The organism is Halomonas sp. AOP43-A1-21, assembly GCF_052376775.1.
Classification (GTDB): Bacteria; Pseudomonadota; Gammaproteobacteria; order Pseudomonadales; family Halomonadaceae; genus Vreelandella; species Vreelandella colorata.
The window spans coordinates 89660-111202 of sequence record NZ_JBQSWC010000007.1; the positions used below are offsets into that span (position 1 = coordinate 89660).

Sequence of the window (21543 nt, forward strand, 5' to 3'; positions counted from 1 at the left end):
CGCTTGACGAGGTAATGCAGTTGCATTAACCTTGATGCATTGCTTCTGCATTACCACTAAGCGGAGATTGGTGATGAACACGCTTATCGAAGATGATTCTACTCTGACGGATCGCTATCAAACGACTGTTCCTGCCTCAATTCGCCGAGCGCTGAAGCTCAAGCGTCGCGACCGTATCCACTACACCGTTCGCCCGAACGGTGAAGTCGTGCTCTCTCGTACCAGTGATGAAGTCCGGCATGACCCTGTGGTAGCCAGTTTTCTCGAGTTTCTGGAGCGCGATCTGGTCGCGTATCCGGAAACCATTCGACCTGTTACCGCGAGCAGTTTTGCCGAGGCCGAGCGTCTTACCGCAGGGATGGCGGTAGATCTTGATGAAGTGCTGGAAGAAGTGGACGATGAAGAGGAATGAAGCCGCTCACAGTGAATGGATGGAGCCTATACGCCCATCCGCTGTTTATGGAGCAGGTCGAAGCACTCACCGTTAAGGTAAAACGTCTTCAAACAAAGAACCCCGTAGGCTATCGCAGCAAACCGGCCACCAAGCGTCTGGCTGCCATCATCAAACTGGCTTTGAACGATATTCCTCAGGACCCATCCGGCGCTCAGTACCGGCAGGGAAATACGCTCGGCCCTGGGCACACCCACTGGCAGCGGGCAAAATTTTATCAGCAGTACCGGCTGTTCTTTCGCTTTGATGCGGCGAGCAAAATCATCATTTACGCCTGGGTCAATGATGACGCTACAAAGCGCGCCTATGAAAGCAAGCAAGATGCGTATGCCGTCTTCAAGAAGATGCTTGGCGATGGCCATCCGCCGGATAGCTGGCAGGCCTTGCATAACGCCTCACTGAGTGGCGCCGAGCATCTCAAAACGCTGTTGGCGGCGGATGATAGCGAGACCCGATGATAGCCAGCCCTTATGATAGCTAGAGGGGCTTAACGTTCTGTCTTTTCGTGTTTACTTTCCTATCAATCTAGCGAAGCGGCTGGTGCTTCCTTCAGTGCCGAGGTCAGCACGCGAGCAAAGCGCTGTGCCGAAGGCAGTGCGCCAAAGCTCCATACCGGCGGCAGGCGCAGCAGGTTGGCGTTTTTCACAATCGGTAGCTGCTGCCACAGGCCGCTGGTGGTCAGCTGCTCCTCCACGCCGAGCGGCAACGGGTCGATGATCACCAGCCGGGCGTCGGGATAGCCCGCGAGCGCTTCAATCCCTGTCAAGGCAAAGCCCCAGGCATTGGTGGGTTCCTCCCAGGCGTTAGCCAGGCCAAGCTGTTCAAGTACTGCGTTATACAGGCTGTTGTCGCCGAATATTCGCACGTGCCGTGCATCCATGAACTGCACCATCAATAGCGGTGCGGTATCTGGCTGTGCGTCGCGCAGCGATGCCATCAGCGCTTGCGTGTCTTCAATCAGCGCCTCCGCCGCCGCTTCACGCTCGGTCAGCTCCCCCAGCTCGCGCGTCAGCGCCTGAATTTCCTGCCAGGTATCCGTACCGGGTGAAAAGAGCGCAAGCGAGGTAACCGGCGCAATACGCTCCAGGCGCGGCGTGAGCGAGGCGAACATTGGCGAGATCAGGATTCGCTCCGGGGCAAGCTGGGCCAGCAGCTCGAAGTTGGGCTGGGCACGCAGCCCAAGGTCCGTGGCGCTTTGCGGAATACGCGGCTCGCCCACCCAGTCGTAGTAATCCGGCTGCTGGGCCACGCCGCTGATCGGCGCGCCGATGGCCACCAGCGTCTCGGCAATGGTCCAGTCCACCGTGGCAAACTGAGCGTGCGCGCTGGTAAATGCCAGCAGGCTGGTGAGCAGGAGCGTGGCTCGGGCGAAAAGACGCGTCACGGTACGGCGCATGGGGAAAAGCCATTTTGAAAGAAGAACAGTATTTAAACGATAATCCTTCTTGCTTGCAACGCCCCGCCTTCAAGCATTCGGAAGGGCAGGCTCTGGAGATTTTTTATCTTCTGCATTGCCTACCCTCGCCAATCCGGCGGTAAAGGCAAGGCAGGCAAAGACAATGACGGCGTAGGTGGGCGTCAATTGATCCATGATCAACCCAAACAGGGGGGCGCCTGCCGTCTGGCCGATAGCGATGGTGAGAAAACCGATGGTCAGGCCCGTTGCGGGGCGGCTGGGCAATGCCGAAACGCCCCATACCAGATAGACGCCGGTAAGCATGATGTAGGCCAAACCGAACAACGCACCACCGATTAGCGTCAGCGCGGGAGTGGTGCCTTCAACGCCCACCAGCAGGATGCCGCCTGCCAGCGTACCCAGAAACAGCCAGTGTGTCCGGTCAATGCCAAACCGGGCAACGAGCGACCCTGCCCCCGCGCCCGCCATGCCTGCTGTGCCAATGGCCATCCACAGAAGGCCCGCGCCGGTATGGCCCCAATCCAGGCGTAACGTGACCAGTTGGCTGCCAAAAGACCACAAAGCAGTGCTTGAAGCGCCCATCAGGAAGGCCGCGATAATTAGTCGTTTAAGTGTCTTGTTGAGTGGCGGTAAGCCTTTTTCGCGATTTTCGGCTGATTGGGCGTTACCCGGTACGCTGATGGCGACCGCTATCGCCATGCACAATGCCGTTGCTGCAAAGATCAAAAAAGCGATCCGCCAATGGCCGCCCATCAATAGCGCCACGGGCCCTGAAAGTACCACGCCTGCGCCGGTTCCTGCGTTGATGAGTGTATTGGTAGCACCTTGGCGGGCGGGCTTGACCGCAGCGGCCACGGCCGCAGCCATGGGCGGCGACGCAAGGCCTGTGCTGGAACCTGCCAGCATTACAGCACCGGCAAGCCATAGCGAAGAGGGGGCTGCTGCGATGCCTGTCATGCCCACTGCGGCTACGAGTGCCGCGCCGGTTGCCACTACGCGGGGGCCTAGCCGCTCGGTCAGGTGGGCAGAGACTACGATTGCCACGCAATAGCCCAGAAAAGAGCCACCTGATATCAACCCGCCCACGGTTGAGGATAAAGAGAGATCCGCATCGATTTGGGGAAGAAACAGCCCAAAAGCAAAGCGGGCAAAGCCGTAGCAGATGGCAATGAGCCCAAATCCCACGGCGCCGAGCGTCATGCCCGGACTCATGATGATGCCTGTTTGACTAGGCGAACCGCGCAATGCCGAGCGGTAGCAACGGCATCCGCGCCGCGATAAATGGCGGTCGCCGTTGCGCCTTCGAACAGAATCAGAATTTGCTCGGCGAGCTGCTCATCGCCACGTCCGTTGGTTTCGAGTGCAACGATCTCCTGAATCTTGTTCCAGACCCCGGCCTTGTGAGCGGTCATGGCCTCGGCGATCTCCGGTATATCACCACCGGTTTCCCCATAAGCGCGTAGAAATAGGCACCCTCGGCAGCCTTCTACCCGCACCCAGTCTTCAAGTGCCTTGAAAAGCGCATTAACGCTGTCCACGTCGGTTCGGCGCAAGAACCGACGGTCGCGTTCCGTAAGCACGCTGGCGATCAGTGAATGTTTGCTGCCCGCATGTTTATAGAGCGTTCTGCTCGACATGCCGGCAGCCTGCGTAAGCCGGTCCATCCCGGTGGCGGTAAATCCGTGCCGGTCGAAAAGGGATTCTGCGGCGGAGATAAGCTTCGTTTTAATAGTCATACATTCAATGTAAAACGATCATTTTACACCGTCAAGAAAATAAATCCTCAGCAGGCTTTCCACGCCACAGCGTCCACCTCGATCTGCATGGTTTCCAGAGCAAGTTGGGGAACGGGTATCAGCGTGCTGGCGGGTAGTTTTTCCATCGGCCAGCAGTGGCGCATCTCCTCGCCCCAGACCGCCAGCTTCTCGGCGCTGTGATCAACGATCAGCACGGTGATTTTCATGATGTTGGTGTAGTCCAAGCCATGCGCCTTGAGCGCCCTGCCCAGATTGTTGAGCGTTGCCTGAGTCTGGTGGCGAAAGTCGTCGCTGAGCGTATTCGCGGCTCCTTCGCCGCCGAATTGGCCGGATATATACACCAGCTGGCCGCCCGGCGGGGCTTTCACCGTATGGCAGTAGCCGTAGGGCGTAGGGTCAAAAAGTGCGTCGGGGTTTTGAAACTCCAGGGGTTTAGTCATCGCGCTACCTGATTTTCATAAAGTGGGAATGGCAGGCGAAGTGTAAAAGTTCAAGTTAACATTAAGTCAAACGGCTTTTCGGCCAAGCATTCGATGACTAACAAGACGACAGCAGAGAGGATGGTTTGAAACGATTTCTTACGGTGAGTGAGCTGGCGCAAAGAAGCGGCATAGCGGCGTCCGCCCTGCGTTTTTATGAATCTCGTGGGCTGATTGCGTCGGTGCGCACCAGCGGCAACCAGCGCCGTTTTCACCCGTCGATGCTGCGGCGTATTGCGCTGATTCAGGTGGCGCAGTCGGTGGGGTTTACGTTGGAGGAAATCGCCGGTGAGCTTGCGTGTCTGCCCATGAACCGAACGGCCACCAAGCGCGACTGGGAGCGGGTGGCCGTGAAGTGGCAAAAGGAACTGGCCGCCAAGATGGCCAGGCTTCAATCGCTGAACGATAACCTGACCGGCTGTATCGGCTGTGGGTGCTTGAGCATGAAAGCATGCCGCTTGCTGAACCCCGAAGATGCGTTGGCACAACAGGGCAACGGGGCTCAGCGGCTTTCATAAAACGTGTTTAGAAACGGTAGTGAACGCTTGCGGTAATCCCGCGCTCGGCGCCGAAGTAGCAGTAGTCCAGCGAGTTGCATGACGCGACGTATTCTTTATCCAGCACGTTGTTGACGTTCAGGCGGGTTTCGACGCCGTTAACGCCGACATGACTCCAGTCATAGCCGATGGTGGCGTCCACCAGAGTGTAGTCGGGCACGGTTTCGGTATTGGCGCGGTCCGCGGCGATGTCTGCGTAATGGCGTACCCCAACGCCTACATCCACGCCGTTTAGCCAACCGCTATTGGCTGCATAATGGCCCCATAGCTGCACCTGGTGCCGGGGGGAGTAAATGGCGTTGTTGCCCTGGTTGCCGTCGTCGCTCTTAGCATAGGTAATATCGGTGAAGCTGTAGCCTGCCTGTAGCGAGAGCGTTTCGGTCAGCTGGGTCTGGGCTTCCAGCTCAAGGCCTTGGGATTCGATTTCACCCACCGCGCGGTAGGGGTCAGAGGGCTGCTCTTTGGTGGCCACGTTTTCCTGGCTGATGTGGAAAAGTGCCGCGCTGTACTGGCTGGCGCTACCGCTGGGTTGGTATTTCACCCCGGTTTCCCACTGCTCGCCCTCCATGGGAGAGAGCAAATCGCCGCGCTCGTCCACAAAGCTTGTGGGGGTGAATGCGGTGGAGTAACTCAGGTAAGGCGCCACGCCGTTATCGAACAGATAAACCACGCCGGCACGGCCGCTGAATTGGGTATCGCTGAGCGAGCTCGAAGCGTCGGTATCCAGGTCCGTGTTATCGATACTGACCCAGTCATAGCGCCCGCCCAGAGTGAAGCGCCAGTTATCAAGCGCGATTTGATCCTGTAGATACACGCCGGTCTGTTCGATTTCATGACGCTCGCGAATGGGGTCGTAAAAGGCCACCGGGCCCGTGCCATAGACCGGCTCAAACGCGTTGATCGGCTCAAAGGCGCCGGAAGGCCAGGCAACCTCGTTTTCGCGCTGCTGATAATCCACTCCCAAGAGCAGCGTGTGATCCATAAAGCCGTCGCTGAGCCGGGCTTCCAGCTGATTATCAATCGTCCAGGCTTGAAGGGATTCGTTGCTGCCGGAGTAGTAGCGGTTCAGCTCATTGGAGGTAGGTGACGTCCAGCCAAAGCCGTAAGGCTGGTTGAGTACTACGTCCGAGTTGAGGTAACGCAGCATCTGGCGGCCGGTCATCTGGTCATTAAAACGGTGCTCAAGCGTATAGCCGAACATGCGCTGCGTGCGCTCATAGGCGTCGTAATCTTCCTCGCCGTCAAAGAAGTTGTTGCTGATTTTACGCCCGTTGCGGGGCACCACGGCGCCTTCATAAGGCACGCCTGAGTGATAACCGCCTTCGGGTTCGTCCTGCAGGTAGGCTTCAACGGTCAGGCTGGTATCGTCGGTCATATCCCACGTCAAACGCGGGGCAATGGCGTAGCGCTGCTCTTCGGTGGGGCCGAACTGGGTATCGGCGGCGCTGGCGATACCGGTCACGCGAAACGCCACCCGCTGCTGCTCGCCAATCGGCCCGGTAAGATCAAACGCGGCGCTGCGCTGATGATTGTTGCCCACTCGCAAGCGCAACTCGCCGCCTTGCTCGAACTCAGGACGCTTGCTGTTGAGTGCCACCACGCCGCCTGGGGAGGCGCGGCCATAAAGCACCGACGCTGGCCCGCGTACCACTTCGATGCTTTCCAGAAACCATGGGTCAATACGCATGGAACTGTGCGAGTTGGCATCGCCCATTACCTTGAGCCCGTCTAGAAAGGTGTTGCTCAAGCTGCCGTCGGAAAAGCCGCGCAGCACCAGGTAATCAAAGCGGTTGGAGGCGCCCACCTGATTTGAATAAACGCCGGGCGTGTAATCGGTCGCCCGTTGAACGGTATTTACCCCACGGTTCTCCATCTGCTCGCGGGTAATCGTGGAAACGCTTTGCGGGATTTCGATGGCTGGTGTTTCCAGTTTGGTCGCGGCTTGCTGGGCGGTCACCGTCACCGTCGATAGCTGGCGCGAGGCATCCGGCGCTTGTGCATAGGTAACGGGTATCGAGCTGCCTGCCAGGGCAATGGATAAAACAAGGTGGCGATAGGGGAAGCGGTGCTGGCGCATAAGCATGGCAATAAGTCTCAACCGTTTATAATAATGAGAATTATTGATCTTTAACGGCTCGCTGAGCTATGCCAGATGCCAAACCTGATATGCGTAATGCTAACGCTTAAGCAAATATGCAAAGCATCCGCTTTCACGGCTTGGGCGTTTTATAGGCGTGCCGATTAACGTCCGTGGGCGGAATGCCAAAGTGGCGCTTGAAGGCGGTGGCAAAGTTGGTCGCGTGGCGATAGCCGCAGGTATGGGCTGCCTGTTGAACGCTATAGCCTTTTGCCAATACGCAATATGCTCGCTGAAGCCGGCATTGGCGTAAGTGATCAAAGAGGGAGTAGCCGTAAAGCGCACTAAATTTTTGCCGCAGGCTGCTGGGGCTCATCGCCGCACTGCGGGCCAGGTCACTCAGGCGGTAATCAATCATGGGGTTATCGCGTAGCTCGGCATGTAAGCGGGCGAGCCGCTCGCGCTCGCGATGCTTAATGCCTGGAGCGGGCTTAATATTGCGGGATGACGATAGGGGTAGTCCATGTCCCAGAAGCTGCAAGGCAAGCCCGTGCCAGACTAACGACTGTCGCCAGTCGTCGAGTGGAAATTCACGGGTGGCACACAGCTGCTCAAAGAGCGCGGAAGGTAGCTTCCAGGCGTGCAAATGGGGTTCGTGAGCGCTGGGTAGCGCATAAGGGGCGGTGGTCAGAACGGCGATGTTAAGCGTACGTAGCCGTGCTTGAGCGGGCTGTTCGACGATCAGCGGTGCCTGCGGCGTGAAATGCGCACATAGCCCCTGACCGGCGCTAATCACCAAACGCTTTTGTCCCTGGGCGATCTCAATACCGCCTTCCATCACGACACATAAAAACCACGGCACCGTCTGCGTGGAGCGCGAGGCGTAGCGTTGGCGTACCTCAAGGTCGGATAACGTGAGATGCAGGCCAGGGGGTAGCGGCAAGTCGCTGACGCTGCCCAGCGCAATGGGGTGATCATGCCCTTGATAGGCATGTAAGTAATCGATGCCGAACTTATGCCCCAGCTGACTCAGGGTCGACGGCGTGAGAGACGTAATAGTCGGCATCGATAGACTGACCTATGGCTTAGTAATCCAGTGACCAACCCAGTGTGAACGTACGGCCACGACCCTGGTAATCGTAGAGGTATGCCGGCCCGTAGGTGGGTGAGTAGAAACCTACGGCGCGCTGCCCCCAAGGGGTTGAATACTGCTCATCGGTCAAGTTGCTGATACCCAGGCTGAGAGTACCCAGCGCGGTATCCTGACTGCCGATCAGGTCGAAGGTAGTGAAGCCGTCGATGCGGCCATCGTCACTGTCCTTGTAATCGCGCGCATGGCTGCCTTGAAGGCGCAGCGTTCGATCATTATCTGCCCAGGCAATATGAGCGGTCAGGCTATCCTGCGAAGGGTAGGGCGCCACGGTAATGCCGCGATCCTGCCAACGGCCATCTTCCTTGCGCTCTGAGACGAGTGTATGCAGCGTGCCGCCCACTTCCCAGTGGTCGCCGATAAAGCGGGTGACCGAGGCTTCCAGCCCGTAATCGCGACGGTCGTCGTCGACCTGAGTAACGTTCAGGTCACTATCAAGCTCCATGGCGGTATCCGACCAGGCATAGTAAACCGCGGCCTGGGTCATCCAGTCGCCGCCACGGTAGCGCCAGCCAAGCTCCACCTGCTGGGTCTTGATACCGTCCAACGGATTGTCCGCCACAGTTTGCCCGGCGCGGCCGTAGTACTTGGAAGGGTCGGGCAACTCGAAGCCTTCCGAGTAGCCCAGCCAGCTCTGGTGGCCGTTGTCGAAGTCGTACAGGGCGCTTACGTTATACAGCGTGACGTCGTAGTCACTCGAGCCGCCCGGCACGTTGTTGAAGTCGTCGATATCCACGTCCATGCGCTGGTGGCGAATGCCGCCGCTGAGCTGGAGCTGATCCGTTGCCCACCACTCGCTCTGGGCAAACAGCGCCAGAGTATCGATCTCGAAGCCCGGGTAGCGCGGTGTGATACGGTCGGCGCGCTGCACGAGCCCACCGGAGGCATCGCTTGCCGCGCGATCAAAGCGCATCTGCGTGGCGTCGAAGGATTCACGGTCCAGGTCGGCGCCATAGGTCAGGTTAAGGCTGTCCGTCAGGTCCGCCGAGAAAAGTCCTTTCAAGCCGCTTAGCGTGGTGTTCTGCTGGGAGGCCGCAAAGTAATAGCCACCGCCTTGGGCTGCGTAGGGGAATGGGTGGAAACTGGATTCTTCTTCACGATGGAATGCCTGAAGATAGAAATCCTGATTCAGCAGATTGGCATGGTGATAATTGACGCTAAACATTTTGCGGTCGGTGCGCGGGTCGCGGTCGGCGGTAAAGCCGTCGCGGATATCGGCATCGTCAAGGTTTGGCGCAGCGGCCGCCAGGTTGGGATAGTAAACTCCACGGTCGCCCTGCTTGCCTGACTCATAAAGCTGGCCACTGAGCGTTAGCGTCTGTTCATCGCTTAGCTCGACGCGCACGTTGCCTAAAATATCCAGGCTGCGGTTGTCCTGCAGATCGCTCTGGGCGATATCAGGAAAAATCTCATCGCCTCTGGCGTCGTACTGGCGGCCATTTTCGACCAGCGATACGCCAATGCGCCCCTGTACCGTATCGTTACCGCCGCTGGCCGACTGGGAGAGGCGACGATCAAGATCATGGCTGTGGTTGAAGCCGCCGGTGACACTAGCCTGGGTTTCAAAATGCGGGGCGCCGCTTTCGCCCTGCTTGGTAATAATGTTGATCAGCCCGCCCGTGGCGCCACCGCCATACAGGCTGCTGGTGCCCGAGAGCACTTCGACGCGTTCGATATTGAACGGATCAATGGCATCGAACTGGCGCGATAAGCCGCGCGAATTGTTCAGTGAAACGCCGTCAATCAATACTTGAACGCTGCGCCCACGCATGTTCTGCCCCGCGTTGGTGCGGCCCTGCGGGCCAAAATCGAGCCCCGGTACCAGCTTGCCCAAGGCCGTTTTCAGGTCGCCGCCCGTACTGATCTGTTGCTGAAGCTCTTCGTTCTCAACGATATGAACGGCGCCTGAAATCTGGCTGATATGCGTTGGCGTACGCGAGCCTACGACGACTAGCGTTTCCTGGGCGGCGCTTTCATTCGTGTGGGCAGCTGCTGTCTGTGCATTGGAGGTTTGTGCAAAGGCCAGCAAAGGAAAAGCGCCGCTCAAAAGACCGACGCTTAATACGATAGTGCGGTTCATGGGTTATCCAGAGAACAGGTTGTTGTTAACCGTGATCCTATCATTGGCGAGAGGAAACGCAATGATAAATGTTCTCATCGTTAGCCAGGGTAACCTTACTTATCGTCTTTCAGATTGCGGCTAGCGGCTGGCTTGCTGGGGGCTGCCGTGTCGTCGGCCTTAGGCTTTTCTTCCGTCGCTTCGACAGAAGCCGTGGGCGCGGGCGTCTGTGGCGCAGACTTCTGGTTTTCAATCGTGGTTTCCAGGTTTGCCACCTGACGCTCCAGTGCCTCCACGCGGGAGCGCGTGCGCTGCAGTACATCCATCAGGATATCAAAGTCTTCCCGAGAGACGAGTTCGAGACGGTCAAAGGCGCCGCGAACGACCTGCTGTACACCTTTCTGAATATCCTCGGGGGCTTGTGATGCATTCTGTAAACGATCGCCAATCTGCTGGGCCAATCGGCTAATACGGTCTTGGGGCGCCATCGTTCTCTCCTTGATAGGGGGTCATACAAAAGTGGGCACTCTCTCAAGGATACGCAACCCTTAAAGAGTACGCATGTATTGCATGGCGTGTTTTAGGGATTTGTCTTCAATGAAGCGCTGCGCTTCTTCTTGGTGCGGCGGCATATTCTGATTGCGCTGTGCTGGTGCATGCCTTGCCGCGTCAGCCAAGCGATGCTCCTTTTTCGTGCTTAGATTTTCATTTTTTAAATATAAGTTAATGAAAATAATAATAAAAAAATTCTGTGGCACGGTATGCGCATTAGTAGGGCATTGCCATTTTTAGCGACGTGTCGCTACACATCCAGCAGGCCTTATCCAGCAGGGGAGATCGGGATGAAACTCATCACCGCCATCATCAAGCCATTCAAACTTGACGACGTTCGTGAGGCGCTCGCCGATAACGGCGTCCAGGGAATTACCGTCACGGAAGTAAAAGGCTTTGGTCGCCAGAAAGGCCATACCGAGCTTTATCGCGGCGCTGAATACGTTGTCGACTTCCTGCCCAAAGTAAAAGTGGAAGTGGCGGTTGACGATGCGCGTCTGGAAAGCGTTATCGACGCTATCTGCAACGCCGCGAATAGCGGAAAAATTGGCGATGGCAAAGTCTTTGTCACCCCGCTTGAGGACGTTATCCGTATTCGTACCGGTGAGCGCGGCGCAGACGCTGTGTAGGCAGTGAGTGACAGGGATACTTTCATAGTTCAACGGGGAACTAACAATGAATGAACTGGCTGATCTGAGCTACGCGCTCGATACGTTTTACTTCTTGATTTGCGGTGTGCTGGTCATGTGGATGGCCGCGGGCTTTGCCATGCTCGAAGCAGGCCTGGTGCGCTCCAAGAATACCGCGGAAATTCTAACTAAAAACATCGCGCTATTCGCCATTGCCTGCACCATGTACTTACTGGTGGGCTACTACATCATGTATTCAAGCAGCGAAGGCGGCTTCCTGCCGAGCCTGGGCTTCTTGATTGGCGCTGAAAACAGCATGGATGCGGTGACGGCCGGCGGTGAAGATGCGCCGTACTACTCCATGCGCGCGGACTACTTCTTCCAGGTCGTGTTTGTTGCAACCGCGATGTCGATTGTGTCGGGCGCCGTGGCTGAACGCATGAAGCTCTGGGCCTTCCTGGCGTTTGCTGTGGTGATGACAGCATTTATCTATCCTATTTCCGGCTACTGGACCTGGGGCGGCGGCTGGTTGTCTGAAGTGGGTTACTCGGATTACGCCGGTTCAGGCATTGTGCATATGGCCGGCGCTGCGGCGGCCCTGGCCGGTGTGCTGGTGCTCGGCCCACGGAAAGGCAAGTACGGTAAAGATGGCGCTATCCATGCGATCCCCGGCGCCAACATGCCGCTGGCAACGCTGGGTACGTTTATTCTGTGGATGGGCTGGTTCGGCTTTAACGGTGGCTCTGAGCTGAAAATGTCGGATATCGGCTCGGCCAACAACGTCGCCCAAGTGTTTGTGAATACCAATGCTGCTGCGGCTGGCGGCGTGATTGCTGCATTGGTTCTGGCCAAGCTGTGGTTCCGTAAGGCGGATCTCACCATGGCGCTCAACGGCGCGCTTGCGGGCCTTGTCGCGATCACCGCCGACCCGCTTTCCCCAACAGGTTTAGGGGCTGCAACTATCGGTGCATTGGGCGGTTTGATTGTGGTTATCGCGATCATCACGCTTGATAAGCTGAAGCTGGACGATCCGGTCGGTGCGATTTCAGTGCACGGCGTGGTAGGTATCTGGGGTGTTCTGGCTGTGCCGATCACTAATGAGGAAGCCTCCTTCGGCGCTCAGCTGATCGGTATCGTCGGCATCTTTGCCTGGGTGTTCCTTGCAAGCCTGGTGGTCTGGCTGGTGCTTAAAGCCATCATGGGCATCCGGGTTAGCGAAGAAGAAGAGTATGAAGGCGTGGATATCGCAGAATGCGGTCTTGAAGCCTACCCCGAGTTTAGCGTTAAGAAATAAGCATAATGCTAAGCAAGTGAGCTGGCGTGCTCCTTATGGCCTTCCTTACGAGGAAGGCCTTTTTATTCTCTGCCTGTAGCGGTGTATGCTTAGCGTTAGAGGTGGCTGGCTTTCGCCGCACCCAAAAGACAAGACAATGGCCACCAAGCTAGAGGATGTCGCAATGAAATTGATCTCAGCCATTATCAAGCCGTTTAAGCTTGATGACGTACGTGAATCGCTCTCCGATATCGGCGTGCAGGGCATTACCGTCACAGAAGTAAAAGGTTTCGGCCGTCAAAAAGGCCACACTGAGCTTTATCGTGGTGCTGAGTACGTGGTGGATTTCCTGCCTAAAGTGAAGCTCGAAGTAGCCGTTGACGATGATTTGGTGGAGCAAGTCATTGATGCGATTACCCAGGTTGCCAACACGGGTAAAATCGGTGACGGCAAGATTTTCGTAATGCCGCTTGAGCAGGTCATTCGCATCCGTACCGGCGAAACGGGTAAAGATGCGGTTTAATCTGGTGAGTGGTGAATGGTGAGTAGTGAATGGTAAGGCGTGAGTGGTGAGTAGTAGAAAAAGCCCCTGTGGATTATTTCCAGCAGGGGCTTTTTGTTAATGAGGTGTTAGCGATAGTGGCTAGAATCTTCTATTCACCCTTCACCCTTCACCCTTCACCAACAAATCACTTCTCAACAAACGCACGCTCGATCACGTAATCACCCGGCTCGCCCATACGCGGGGAGATATTCAGGCCGAGTTCATCCAAAAGCGCACTGGTGTCGTCCAGCATGGCGGGGCTACCGCAGATCATCGCGCGATCCTGGCGCGGGTCGATCGGCGGAAGGCCAGTATCTTCGAAGATTTTACCGCTGCGAATATGGTCGGTTAAGCGCCCCATGGTGTGGAACTCTTCACGGGTTACCGTGGGGTAATAAACCAGCTTGTTGGCGATATCTTCGCCCAGATACTCGTGGGCAGGCAGCTCTTTGGTAATAAAGTCGGCGTAGGCCAGCTCAGAGACTTCACGCACGCCGTGTACCAGTACGACTTTATCGTAGCGCTCATAGACTTCCGGATCTTGAATCAGGCTCATAAACGGCGCCAGCCCCGTACCGGTTGAAAGCATATACAGGTTGCGACCCGGCAGCAGGTCGTCGCAAACCAGCGTACCGGTTGGCTTGCGGCTGACCATGATCTGATCGCCCACTTTCAGGTGCTGAAGGCGTGAGGTCAGCGGACCATCGGGCACTTTGATACTGAAAAACTCAAGGTGGTCTTCGTAGTTGGGGCTGGCAATGGAGTAAGCGCGCATCAGCGGTTTGCCATTAACTTCAAGGCCAATCATGACGAACTGGCCAGTTTTGAAGCGCAGGCTACGCTCACGCGTGGTGCGGAAGCTAAACAGGGTATCGTTCCAGTGGTGAACGCTGAGTACTTCTTCTAACGCAAACTTACTCATGCCGACTTCTCCCTCAGGTGATAAAGCGTTAGCCTCACCACTCATATACTTAAAAAGAATAAAAATTTCTTAAAACGTTGTCAGTAAGTCTAAGCAAAGAGTGGTATATCTGTTAAGCAAATTATATTGATAACGTTTATCTCTAAAATAGATATAGGCCTTGTATGCACTACACCTTGCGCCAGCTGGAAGTGTTTGTAGCGGTAGCCCAGCATGAAAGCGTCTCTCACGCCGCCCGCGCCTTGGCCATGTCGCAGTCGGCTACGAGTACCGCTCTGGCTGAACTGGAAAGACAGTTCGATTGCCAGCTGCTTGACCGCATAGGCAAGCGCTTAAAGCTCAATGCGCTGGGCTTCCAACTTCTGCCCAAGGCGGTTGCTCTGCTTGACCGTGGCGAGGAGATCGAGGAGCTGCTGCGCGGGCAGCAGGGCGTAGGCACGTTGGATGTAGGCGCGACCCTGACAATCGGCAACTATCTGGCAACGCTTCTGATCAGCGATTTCATGCAGCGCTACCCCGGTAGCCGGGTGCGCCTTTCGGTGCGCAACACACGCCATATTATCGAGAGCGTGCGCCAGCACTCGTTGGACCTGGGCCTGATCGAAGGCCAGTGCGACGACGAGATGATCATCAGCCAGCCCTGGGTCGAAGATGAGCTGTGCGTGTTCTGCTCGCCGCGCCATCCTTTAGCCGGACAAGACCATCTTGAGCTTGAGCAACTGTTGCGCGAAGACTGGATCATGCGCGAAGAGGGCTCAGGCACCCGGATGACCCTAGAGCACGCCGCGCGCCACCGGCGCAGCCGCTTTAATACGCTGCTGGAGCTTGAACATACCGAAGGGATTAAACGTGCAGTGGAGTCTGGCCTGGGTATCGGCTGCGTATCCCGCCTGGCGCTGCGCGATGCCTTCCGGCGTGGCAGCCTGGTACCGCTACCCACGCCGGAGCTGGATCTAAAGCGTCAGTTCACCTTTATCTGGCATCGCCACAAGTACCTGACGACCGGCGTACGCGAGTTCCTGCGCCTGTGCCGCGAAATGACCGCTGGCGCCAAGCGCAGTGATGATATTGAGCTGCCGCCGGTTCCCTGAGGCGTTATTCGCCTCTAGATTCATACGCGAGCTGGCGTGTACTGGAAGAGCGCTCTTCTTCAAGCGTAAACCCGCCTACCAATTCAGCGAGCCGTTCGGCCTGCTCTTTAAGCTGTTCGGCGGCGGTGGTGGACTCTTCGACCAGAGCAGCGTTTTGCTGAGTCATCTGGTCAAGGTCACTCACCGCGATGCTGACCTGACTGATACCGTCGTTCTGCTCGCGTGCGGCGGTGCTGATATCGCCCAGCATCTGGGTAACTCGGGTGACGCTTTCGGAAAGCTCGTGCATCGCGGTTCCCGCGTCGTGCACCAGCTGAGTACCGCTTTCTACCTTGCCTGACGAGGCATTGATGCGCTGGCGGATATCCGCCGCTGCGTCGCTGCTGCGCCCGGCCAGCTTGCGTACTTCATCCGCCACCACGGCAAACCCGCGGCCGTGCTCGCCTGCCCGGGCGGCTTCCACCGAGGCGTTCAGGGCCAGCAGGTTGGTCTGGAAGGCGATGCTGTCGATCACGCTGACGATGCTTTGAATCTCGGTGGAGTTGGTGCGGATATCGTCCATAGTGATGACCACCTGCTCGAAAGCGCCGTTAGTGCGCGTAGCGAGTTGCGAGGCGGTTTGCGCAAGCCCGCTGGCCTCTTGCGATGCGCTAGTGGTGTGGCCCACGGTGCTGCTGATCTCCTCCATGGCGGTCGAGGTCTGCTGCAGGCTGGCGGCGGCCTGGTCGGTGCGCCGTGAAAGGTCCTGGCCGCCTTGAGTTATTTCGCTTGCGGCGTGGTGGACCGATTCGCTGCTGGCGCGCACATCCACCAGTACATCGTGAATCTTCACCGCAAAGGCGTTGAACTGCGTGGCCAGTTCGGCGCTTTCATCACGGCCGCGCACTGGCAGGCGCTGGGTCAGATCGCCGTCGCCGGAAGCGATATCGCGCATACGGTCGGCCAAGCGACGAAGAGGGCGGGCGATACGCGCCCCGATCCACCACAGTGCAAACATACCGACAACCGCCAGCAATAAACCCACCGTAGTCATGCCCAGGGTATTTTGATCGCGTTGTTCACCCAGCAGGTCTTGCAACGCATTGAGGTCGGCAAATACCACCTCTTCCGGCAGTTGCAATACGAGCACCCAAGGCTGCTCAGTATTGCCGAGCTGGAGCGTATGGTAGCGCTGGATCATGCCGTTATGCGTATTGCCTCGAAAGCCCGCCTGCGAGGTTGCTTGCCTGATGCCTTCCAGAACATCGCTATTGAGTGTACTGCCCGTTGGTTGGCCAAGCGTCTCGCTATTCGCAGTATCCGCTACCAAACCGCCTCGGCCGGCGACCAGAATCATTCGCCCAGCACCGTTATAGAGGTCTTGGCTTGCCTCGATCAGCATGTTCTGAATAAAGTTCAGCGATAGGTCTACCCCGGCGACACCGCGAAACTCGCCATTCACCAGAATGGGAGCATTGAAAGAGGTAACGAGCAGCGACTCACCGTCGTAATCATAAACGGCTGGGTCAATAACGCAGGGCGCTAGTGTTTCTTTGGGGCAGAGGTAGTATTCACCTTCGCGTACACCATTGGCGAGCACGGTCTGGCTATCCATGGTGTCTCCCAGCGGCAAAACCTCCAGGTTGCCCTCTTCAGTGCGGTACCACCAGGGCATGAACCGGCCACTGCCGTCATGCCCGTAGCGCTCTTCACCAAGGTAGCGCGCATCATCGCCAAAAGCATCGGGCTCCCAGCCGATAAAAGCGTCAAGCAGCGCCGGGTTGTCGGCAACGGTTTGGCGAATGATATTGGAGAGCTGACGGCGGCTTAGATAGAGCGCTTGCCGTCCCTCAGCGTCAGTGGCGCCCATGAGAGCATTGGTGCGTGCTAGCTGATTGGCGACCTGAAGCGCGTTGTTGAGCTCGCCCTGAATACGTTCGCCTTCCGCCTCGATAATCGCGTTCAAGCGAGCATCCAGCGCGGTTTTCGCCTGTTCACGGGTGTGCTGATCGACGGTTTCAGCCGTACGGTTGGTCGCTACCAGGTTATAGACAACCAGCGCAGCGACAATCGCCAGCAGGCAGGGACTTGCTAGCACAAGCAGGTAGGTTCGCAACGAGCCAAAATGCATACTGATTCCTCAAGAGCCAGGGAAGTAATGGGCAGCGATGCGTGAAAATCACGCAGCAGGGAGACGGCTGATAAGTTTCGTAAGTTATCGGCATGCGAGGCGACGACTTGAAAAGTAAAGATGCAAATTAATGACTGAGCGCTGCACATCACGTGGCAGACCGGTTGTGATATAGGGCCCTTTAGTAAGGGCCCGTTCTCGGCTAATTAATAGGTTGGGTAGGCAGGTGAGGGCAACTGTTGCTTAGCGGAGTGGCTATCTCCCTCAAGCGTAAACCCGCCTACCAATTCAGCGAGCCGTTCGGCCTGCTCTTTAAGCTGTTCGGCGGCGGTGGTGGACTCTTCGACCAGAGCAGCGTTTTGCTGAGTCATCTGGTCAAGGTCACTCACCGCGATGCTGACCTGACTGATACCGTCGTTCTGCTCGCGTGCGGCGGTGCTGATATCGCCCAGCATCTGGGTGACCCGGGTGACACTTTCGGAAAGCTCGTGCATCGCGGTTCCCGCGTCGTGCACCAGCTGAGTACCGCTTTCTACTTTGCCTGACGAGGCATTGATGCGCTGGCGGATATCCGCCGCTGCGTCGCTACTGCGCCCGGCCAGCTTGCGTACTTCATCCGCCACCACGGCAAACCCGCGGCCATGCTCGCCTGCCCGGGCGGCTTCCACCGAGGCGTTCAGGGCCAGCAGGTTGGTCTGGAAGGCGATGCTGTCGATCACGCTGACGATGCTTTGAATCTCGGTGGCGTTGGTGCGGATATCGTCCATGGTGATGACCACCTGCTCGAAAGCGCCGTTGGTGCGCGTAGCGAGTTGCGAGGCGGTTTGCGCAAGCCCGCTGGCCTCTTGCGAAGCACTGGTGGTGTGGCCCACGGTGCTGCTGATCTCCTCCATGGCGGTCGAGGTCTGCTGCAGGCTGGCGGCGGCCTGGTCGGTGCGCCGTGAAAGGTCCTGGCCGCCCTGAGTAATTTCGCTTGCGGCGTGGTGGACCGATTCGCTGCTGGCGCGTACATCGACCAGCACATCGTGTATTTTTACCGCAAAGGCGTTGAACTGGATCGCCAGCTCAGCGCTTTCGTTGCGCCCGCGTACCGGCAACCGCTGGGTCAGATCACCGTCGCCGGAGGCAATGTCGCGCATGCGGTCGGCTAGGTTTTTAAGCGGGCGAGAGATGCTGGTTCCCAATAGCCAACTGGCCAACAGGCCGAGGCCTGCAATCAGCAGCCCCATTAGGATCATTCCCCACGTGGAGGCTTTGCTCTGTTCACTAAGCTGATCCTGCAAACCATAGAGACCCGCCATGACGGCACTTTCAGGGAGACGAATCATCAATACCCACGGCTGGCCGCTCTCGTCGATAGCAAACGGCCAGTACAGTTCGGTCATGCCCTGCTCGGTATCAAGCTTACGCACACTCTCGCCCTGCTGGGCTTGAGCGATGCTGGTCTGAAGTTCAGGGTCGAGCACGTTTTCAACGCGTTTACCCATTAGCTCCGGCGCACCCGTATAAGCGGCTAGGGCACCATGAGCGGCAACCAGGGCCATTTCGCCCACTCCGTCATAAAGGGTTTCGTTAGCCTCTTCAAGCAAGCCCTGAATGAATTCAACCGAGAGGTCTACGCCAGCACTGCCGCGAAACTCGCCGTCCACGATAATGGGGGCGTTAAACGAGGTCACCAGTAAGGTTTCGCCGTTATAGTCGTACAAGTGTGGGTCGACAATACAGCTGCGCTGGGTTTCCTTGGTGCACAGGTAGTACTCTCCGCGGCGAATGCCGTCTGCATCGCGTTCCTGGTTTTCTATGTCACTGCCCAGCGCGAGAACTTCAATGCTGCCACTGTTAGTGCGATACCACCACGGCATAAAACGGCCATCGGGGCTATAGCCCTGGTCTTCACGATCAGTAAAGCGAGCATCACTACCGAACGCATCTGGCTCCCAGCCAATAAAGGCGTCCAGCAGGTCAGGGTTGTTAACCACCGTTTGACGTACCAGCATTGATACCTCACGCCGGCTCAAGGACATCAACGGCCGGCCGTCGGCATCCTGTTGGCCCAGCATGGCGTTGGTATGCGCCAGATTAGTCGCAAGCGTTAGCGCATGCTCCAACTGACCCTTTATCTCTTCAGCCTGACCTGAGGCAATGGCGGTGAGACGCGCCTCGATATTACTTTCGAGTAGCGTCTGTGTTTCACTTCTCACCAACGACTGGGAGCGTGCGTTGGCAATCACCGAGTAGATCACCAGCGCCGCAATCACCAGGAGAATACAGCCACCCACCAGAGTGGCTATCAGCGTACGGACGGACTTGAAGTTCATTTTTGTTATTGCTCTCTGGGCTCAGTTACTGCTTAACGCAGCAGGGAAGCAGGCGGCATAAGCCGTTGGCTTGAAGAAGCTGAATTGCTTGCCAGGGTAAAGCCGCCCACCAGTGCTGCGAGACGCTCGGCCTGATCCTTGAGCTGCTCGGCAGCGGTGGTGGACTCTTCTACCAGCGCCGCGTTTTGCTGGGTCATCTGGTCAAGGTCGCTCACCGCGATGCTGACCTGGCTGATGCCGTCGCTCTGCTCGCTTGCCGCGGTGCTTATCTCGGCCAGCATCTGGGTGACGCGTGTGACACTTTCCGTCAGCTCATGCATGGCTGTTTCAGCGCCCTGGACCAGCTGGGTGCCACTTTCCACTTTGCCGGTTGAGGCATCAATGCGCTGGCGGATATCCGCGGCAGCGTCGCTACTGCGAGACGCCAGTTTACGCACTTCATCGGCAACCACCGCAAACCCACGGCCATGTTCACCCGCACGCGCCGCTTCTACCGACGCGTTCAAGGCCAGCAGGTTGGTCTGGAAGGCAATGCCGTCGATCACGGTTACAATTTTCTGAATTTCAGCCGACGTCGTGCGGATGTCATCCATCGTGACCACCACCTGCTCAAACGCCGAATTGGTCCGCGAGGCCAGCTGCGACGCCGTTTGAGAAAGTCCGCTGGCTTCCGTGGAAGCGCTGGAGGTATGGCCCACTGTGCTGCTGATCTCCTCCATGGCGGTCGAGGTTTGCTGCAGGCTGGCCGCGGCCTGGTCGGTGCGCCGTGAAAGATCCTGACCACCCTGGGTGATCTCGTTGGCCGCATGATGAACGGATTCACTGCTGGCGCGTACATCGACCAGCACATCGTGGATTTTAACGGCAAAGGCGTTGAACTGGATGGCAAGTTCGGCGCTTTCATTGCGTCCGCGCACAGGCAGGCGCTGCGTCAAGTCGCCGTCGCCCGAGGCAATGTCACGCATACGATCGGCCAGGTTTTTCAGCGGGCGAGAGATGCTGGTTCCCAATAGCCAACTGGCCAACAGGCCCAGAAACGCGATGCCTAGACCCATGCCAAGCATGCTCAACGTGGAGGCTGTGCGTTGCTCCTGCATCTGCTCTTGCATGTTGTTTAAGCCAGCAAACACGGCTTGCTCGGGCAAGCGAAGCATCAACACCCATGGTGCCTCAGTGCCGCCGATGGTAAAGGGCCAATAGAGTTCGATCATGCCCTGCGCCTGGTCAACGTTGCGGACCACTTCACCTTGTTGGGCACGGCGAAGATTCCCCTGTAGGGAAGAGGTAAATGCTTCGCTTGAGGATTTTCCCACCAGGGAGGCATCGCTGGTGTAGGCCGTAACGCCTCCCTGCGAAGCGATAAGCGCTATTTCGCCCGCGCCGCTGTATAGCGTTTGGTTGGCCTCGTTAAGTATCGATTGAATAAAGTCGACCGTATAATCAACGCCCGCAATGCCACGAAACTCGCCATCAACGATAATAGGGGCATTGAACGAGGTGACCAGCGTGAGTTCGCCGTCGTAATCAAACTGCGACGGGTCAACGACACAGGGGGCTAGCGTTTCACGCGGGCATAGATAGTACTCGCCGCTGCGCACGCCGCTTGCCTGGATAGCCTCACTCTCCATAGCGTCGCTTAGCGGAAGCGCGGCTAAATCACCGTTCTCGGTGCGGTACCACCAAGGGCGAAAGCGCCCATCGGCACCGTAGCCAAGGCCCTCACGTCCGGCAAACCGTGCATCCAGACCAAAGGCGTTTGGCTCCCAGCCAATATAGGCATCGAGTATTTCGGGGTTGGTAGCCACCGTTTGGCGTACCAGCAGCGAAATTTCGCGGCGGCTCAGGTTCAGTGCCGGTCGGCCGTTGTCATCCAGCTGGCCCAACATGGCATTGGTGGCGGCCAGGCTTTCGGCAATCTTGAGGGTTTTTTCAAACTGGCCCTGGATAAGCTCTGCCTGCGCTGAGGCAACGGCCGTTAAGCGTGCTTCGATATTGCGCTCAAGCAGTTCTTGGGTCTGGTCTTCTACCAGTACCTGAGAACGCGCATTGGCAATCAGTGAATAGATTACCAACGCGGTCACCACCAGCAGAATACAGCCACCTACTAAAATGGTAATCAACGTGCGGACGGACTTGAAGTTCATTTTTATAGTTGCT

General features: G+C 57.4%; 20 protein-coding genes. 7 read left to right on the top strand and 13 right to left on the bottom strand.

Annotated elements, in window-relative coordinates:
• Positions 1 to 73: 73 nt before the first annotated feature.
• Positions 74 to 412, top strand: coding sequence for a type II toxin-antitoxin system PrlF family antitoxin (locus ACT3R7_RS05940; RefSeq protein WP_192538789.1), 339 nt, complete (start codon positions 74 to 76; stop codon positions 410 to 412).
• Positions 409 to 909, top strand: a complete 501-nt coding sequence (locus ACT3R7_RS05945; protein ID WP_192538790.1) for a type II toxin-antitoxin system YhaV family toxin — start codon at positions 409 to 411, stop codon at positions 907 to 909. Before ACT3R7_RS05940 ends, ACT3R7_RS05945 begins: the two co-directional genes overlap by 4 nt.
• Before the next feature lie 62 nt (positions 910 to 971).
• Here the strand turns inward: ACT3R7_RS05945 and ACT3R7_RS05950 are convergent, their stop codons facing one another.
• The 4 genes from ACT3R7_RS05950 to ACT3R7_RS05965 all read right to left on the bottom strand — a co-directional run bounded on the left by ACT3R7_RS05950 (position 972) and on the right by ACT3R7_RS05965 (position 4065).
• Entirely contained in the window at positions 972 to 1847 is an 876-nt protein-coding gene (locus ACT3R7_RS05950; RefSeq protein ID WP_192538791.1) for an ABC transporter substrate-binding protein, read from the bottom strand.
• A 69-nt stretch (positions 1848 to 1916) separates the two neighbouring features.
• Positions 1917 to 3080, bottom strand: coding sequence for an MFS transporter (locus ACT3R7_RS05955; protein ID WP_192538792.1), 1164 nt, complete (start codon positions 3078 to 3080; stop codon positions 1917 to 1919).
• Positions 3077 to 3604 (bottom strand): TetR/AcrR family transcriptional regulator, encoded by a 528-nt coding sequence (locus ACT3R7_RS05960; RefSeq protein ID WP_192538793.1) that lies wholly within the window; start codon positions 3602 to 3604, stop codon positions 3077 to 3079. The genes ACT3R7_RS05955 and ACT3R7_RS05960 overlap by 4 nt, the downstream gene beginning before the upstream one ends.
• A gap of 47 nt (positions 3605 to 3651) precedes the next feature.
• Positions 3652 to 4065: a RidA family protein gene (locus tag ACT3R7_RS05965; protein ID WP_192538794.1), complete on the bottom strand. Its 414-nt coding sequence runs from the start codon at positions 4063 to 4065 to the stop codon at positions 3652 to 3654.
• Between the two features lie 125 nt (positions 4066 to 4190).
• On the opposite strand from ACT3R7_RS05965, the gene soxR reads away from it, so the two are divergent.
• Positions 4191 to 4622 carry a redox-sensitive transcriptional activator SoxR gene (gene soxR, locus ACT3R7_RS05970; RefSeq protein WP_192538795.1) on the top strand — a complete coding sequence of 144 codons (432 nt, stop codon included), beginning with the start codon at positions 4191 to 4193 and terminating at the stop codon, positions 4620 to 4622.
• Positions 4623 to 4629: 7 nt separating this feature from the next.
• Here soxR and ACT3R7_RS05975 read toward each other — a convergent pair whose 3' ends face one another.
• From ACT3R7_RS05975 to ACT3R7_RS05995, 5 genes are all read right to left on the bottom strand, one after another.
• A complete protein-coding gene (locus ACT3R7_RS05975) occupies positions 4630 to 6744 on the bottom strand; it encodes a TonB-dependent siderophore receptor (protein WP_192538796.1) in 2115 nt (704 codons plus the stop codon).
• Positions 6745 to 6871: 127 nt separating this feature from the next.
• Complete coding sequence (locus ACT3R7_RS05980) at positions 6872 to 7804, bottom strand: helix-turn-helix transcriptional regulator (protein WP_192538797.1); 933 nt, start codon at positions 7802 to 7804, stop codon at positions 6872 to 6874.
• 19 nt (positions 7805 to 7823) lie between these two features.
• Positions 7824 to 9968: a TonB-dependent receptor gene (locus tag ACT3R7_RS05985; RefSeq protein ID WP_192538798.1), complete on the bottom strand. Its 2145-nt coding sequence runs from the start codon at positions 9966 to 9968 to the stop codon at positions 7824 to 7826.
• Positions 9969 to 10063: 95 nt separating this feature from the next.
• The gene (locus tag ACT3R7_RS05990) at positions 10064 to 10435 is read right to left on the bottom strand and encodes an accessory factor UbiK family protein (RefSeq protein WP_192538799.1); all 372 of its coding nucleotides are present in this window, start codon (positions 10433 to 10435) and stop codon (positions 10064 to 10066) included.
• A 60-nt stretch (positions 10436 to 10495) separates the two neighbouring features.
• A complete protein-coding gene (locus ACT3R7_RS05995; protein WP_192538800.1) occupies positions 10496 to 10705 on the bottom strand; it encodes a hypothetical protein in 210 nt (69 codons plus the stop codon).
• Between the two features lie 84 nt (positions 10706 to 10789).
• Here ACT3R7_RS05995 and ACT3R7_RS06000 point away from each other — a divergent pair, with 84 nt between their 5' ends.
• From ACT3R7_RS06000 to glnK, 3 genes are all read left to right on the top strand, one after another.
• A complete protein-coding gene (locus ACT3R7_RS06000; protein ID WP_018916845.1) occupies positions 10790 to 11128 on the top strand; it encodes a P-II family nitrogen regulator in 339 nt (112 codons plus the stop codon).
• 46 nt (positions 11129 to 11174) lie between these two features.
• Positions 11175 to 12422, top strand: a complete 1248-nt coding sequence (locus ACT3R7_RS06005; RefSeq protein WP_192538801.1) for an ammonium transporter — start codon at positions 11175 to 11177, stop codon at positions 12420 to 12422.
• A 163-nt stretch (positions 12423 to 12585) separates the two neighbouring features.
• Entirely contained in the window at positions 12586 to 12924 is a 339-nt protein-coding gene (gene glnK / locus ACT3R7_RS06010) for a P-II family nitrogen regulator (protein WP_026285650.1), read from the top strand.
• A 166-nt stretch (positions 12925 to 13090) separates the two neighbouring features.
• Here glnK and ACT3R7_RS06015 read toward each other — a convergent pair whose 3' ends face one another.
• Positions 13091 to 13867, bottom strand: a complete 777-nt coding sequence (locus tag ACT3R7_RS06015; protein ID WP_018916848.1) for a ferredoxin--NADP reductase — start codon at positions 13865 to 13867, stop codon at positions 13091 to 13093.
• Positions 13868 to 14031: 164 nt separating this feature from the next.
• Between ACT3R7_RS06015 and ACT3R7_RS06020 the strand changes: the two genes are divergently transcribed.
• A complete protein-coding gene (locus ACT3R7_RS06020; protein ID WP_192538802.1) occupies positions 14032 to 14958 on the top strand; it encodes a LysR family transcriptional regulator in 927 nt (308 codons plus the stop codon).
• Between the two features lie 4 nt (positions 14959 to 14962).
• Here the strand turns inward: ACT3R7_RS06020 and ACT3R7_RS06025 are convergent, their stop codons facing one another.
• The 3 genes from ACT3R7_RS06025 to ACT3R7_RS06035 all read right to left on the bottom strand — a co-directional run bounded on the left by ACT3R7_RS06025 (position 14963) and on the right by ACT3R7_RS06035 (position 21530).
• Positions 14963 to 17068: a methyl-accepting chemotaxis protein gene (locus ACT3R7_RS06025; RefSeq protein WP_192538803.1), complete on the bottom strand. Its 2106-nt coding sequence runs from the start codon at positions 17066 to 17068 to the stop codon at positions 14963 to 14965.
• Positions 17069 to 17274: 206 nt separating this feature from the next.
• Positions 17275 to 19386: a methyl-accepting chemotaxis protein gene (locus tag ACT3R7_RS06030; protein ID WP_192538804.1), complete on the bottom strand. Its 2112-nt coding sequence runs from the start codon at positions 19384 to 19386 to the stop codon at positions 17275 to 17277.
• Between the two features lie 32 nt (positions 19387 to 19418).
• The gene (locus ACT3R7_RS06035; protein ID WP_192538805.1) at positions 19419 to 21530 is read right to left on the bottom strand and encodes a methyl-accepting chemotaxis protein; all 2112 of its coding nucleotides are present in this window, start codon (positions 21528 to 21530) and stop codon (positions 19419 to 19421) included.
• Between the last annotated feature and the right edge of the window lie 13 nt (positions 21531 to 21543).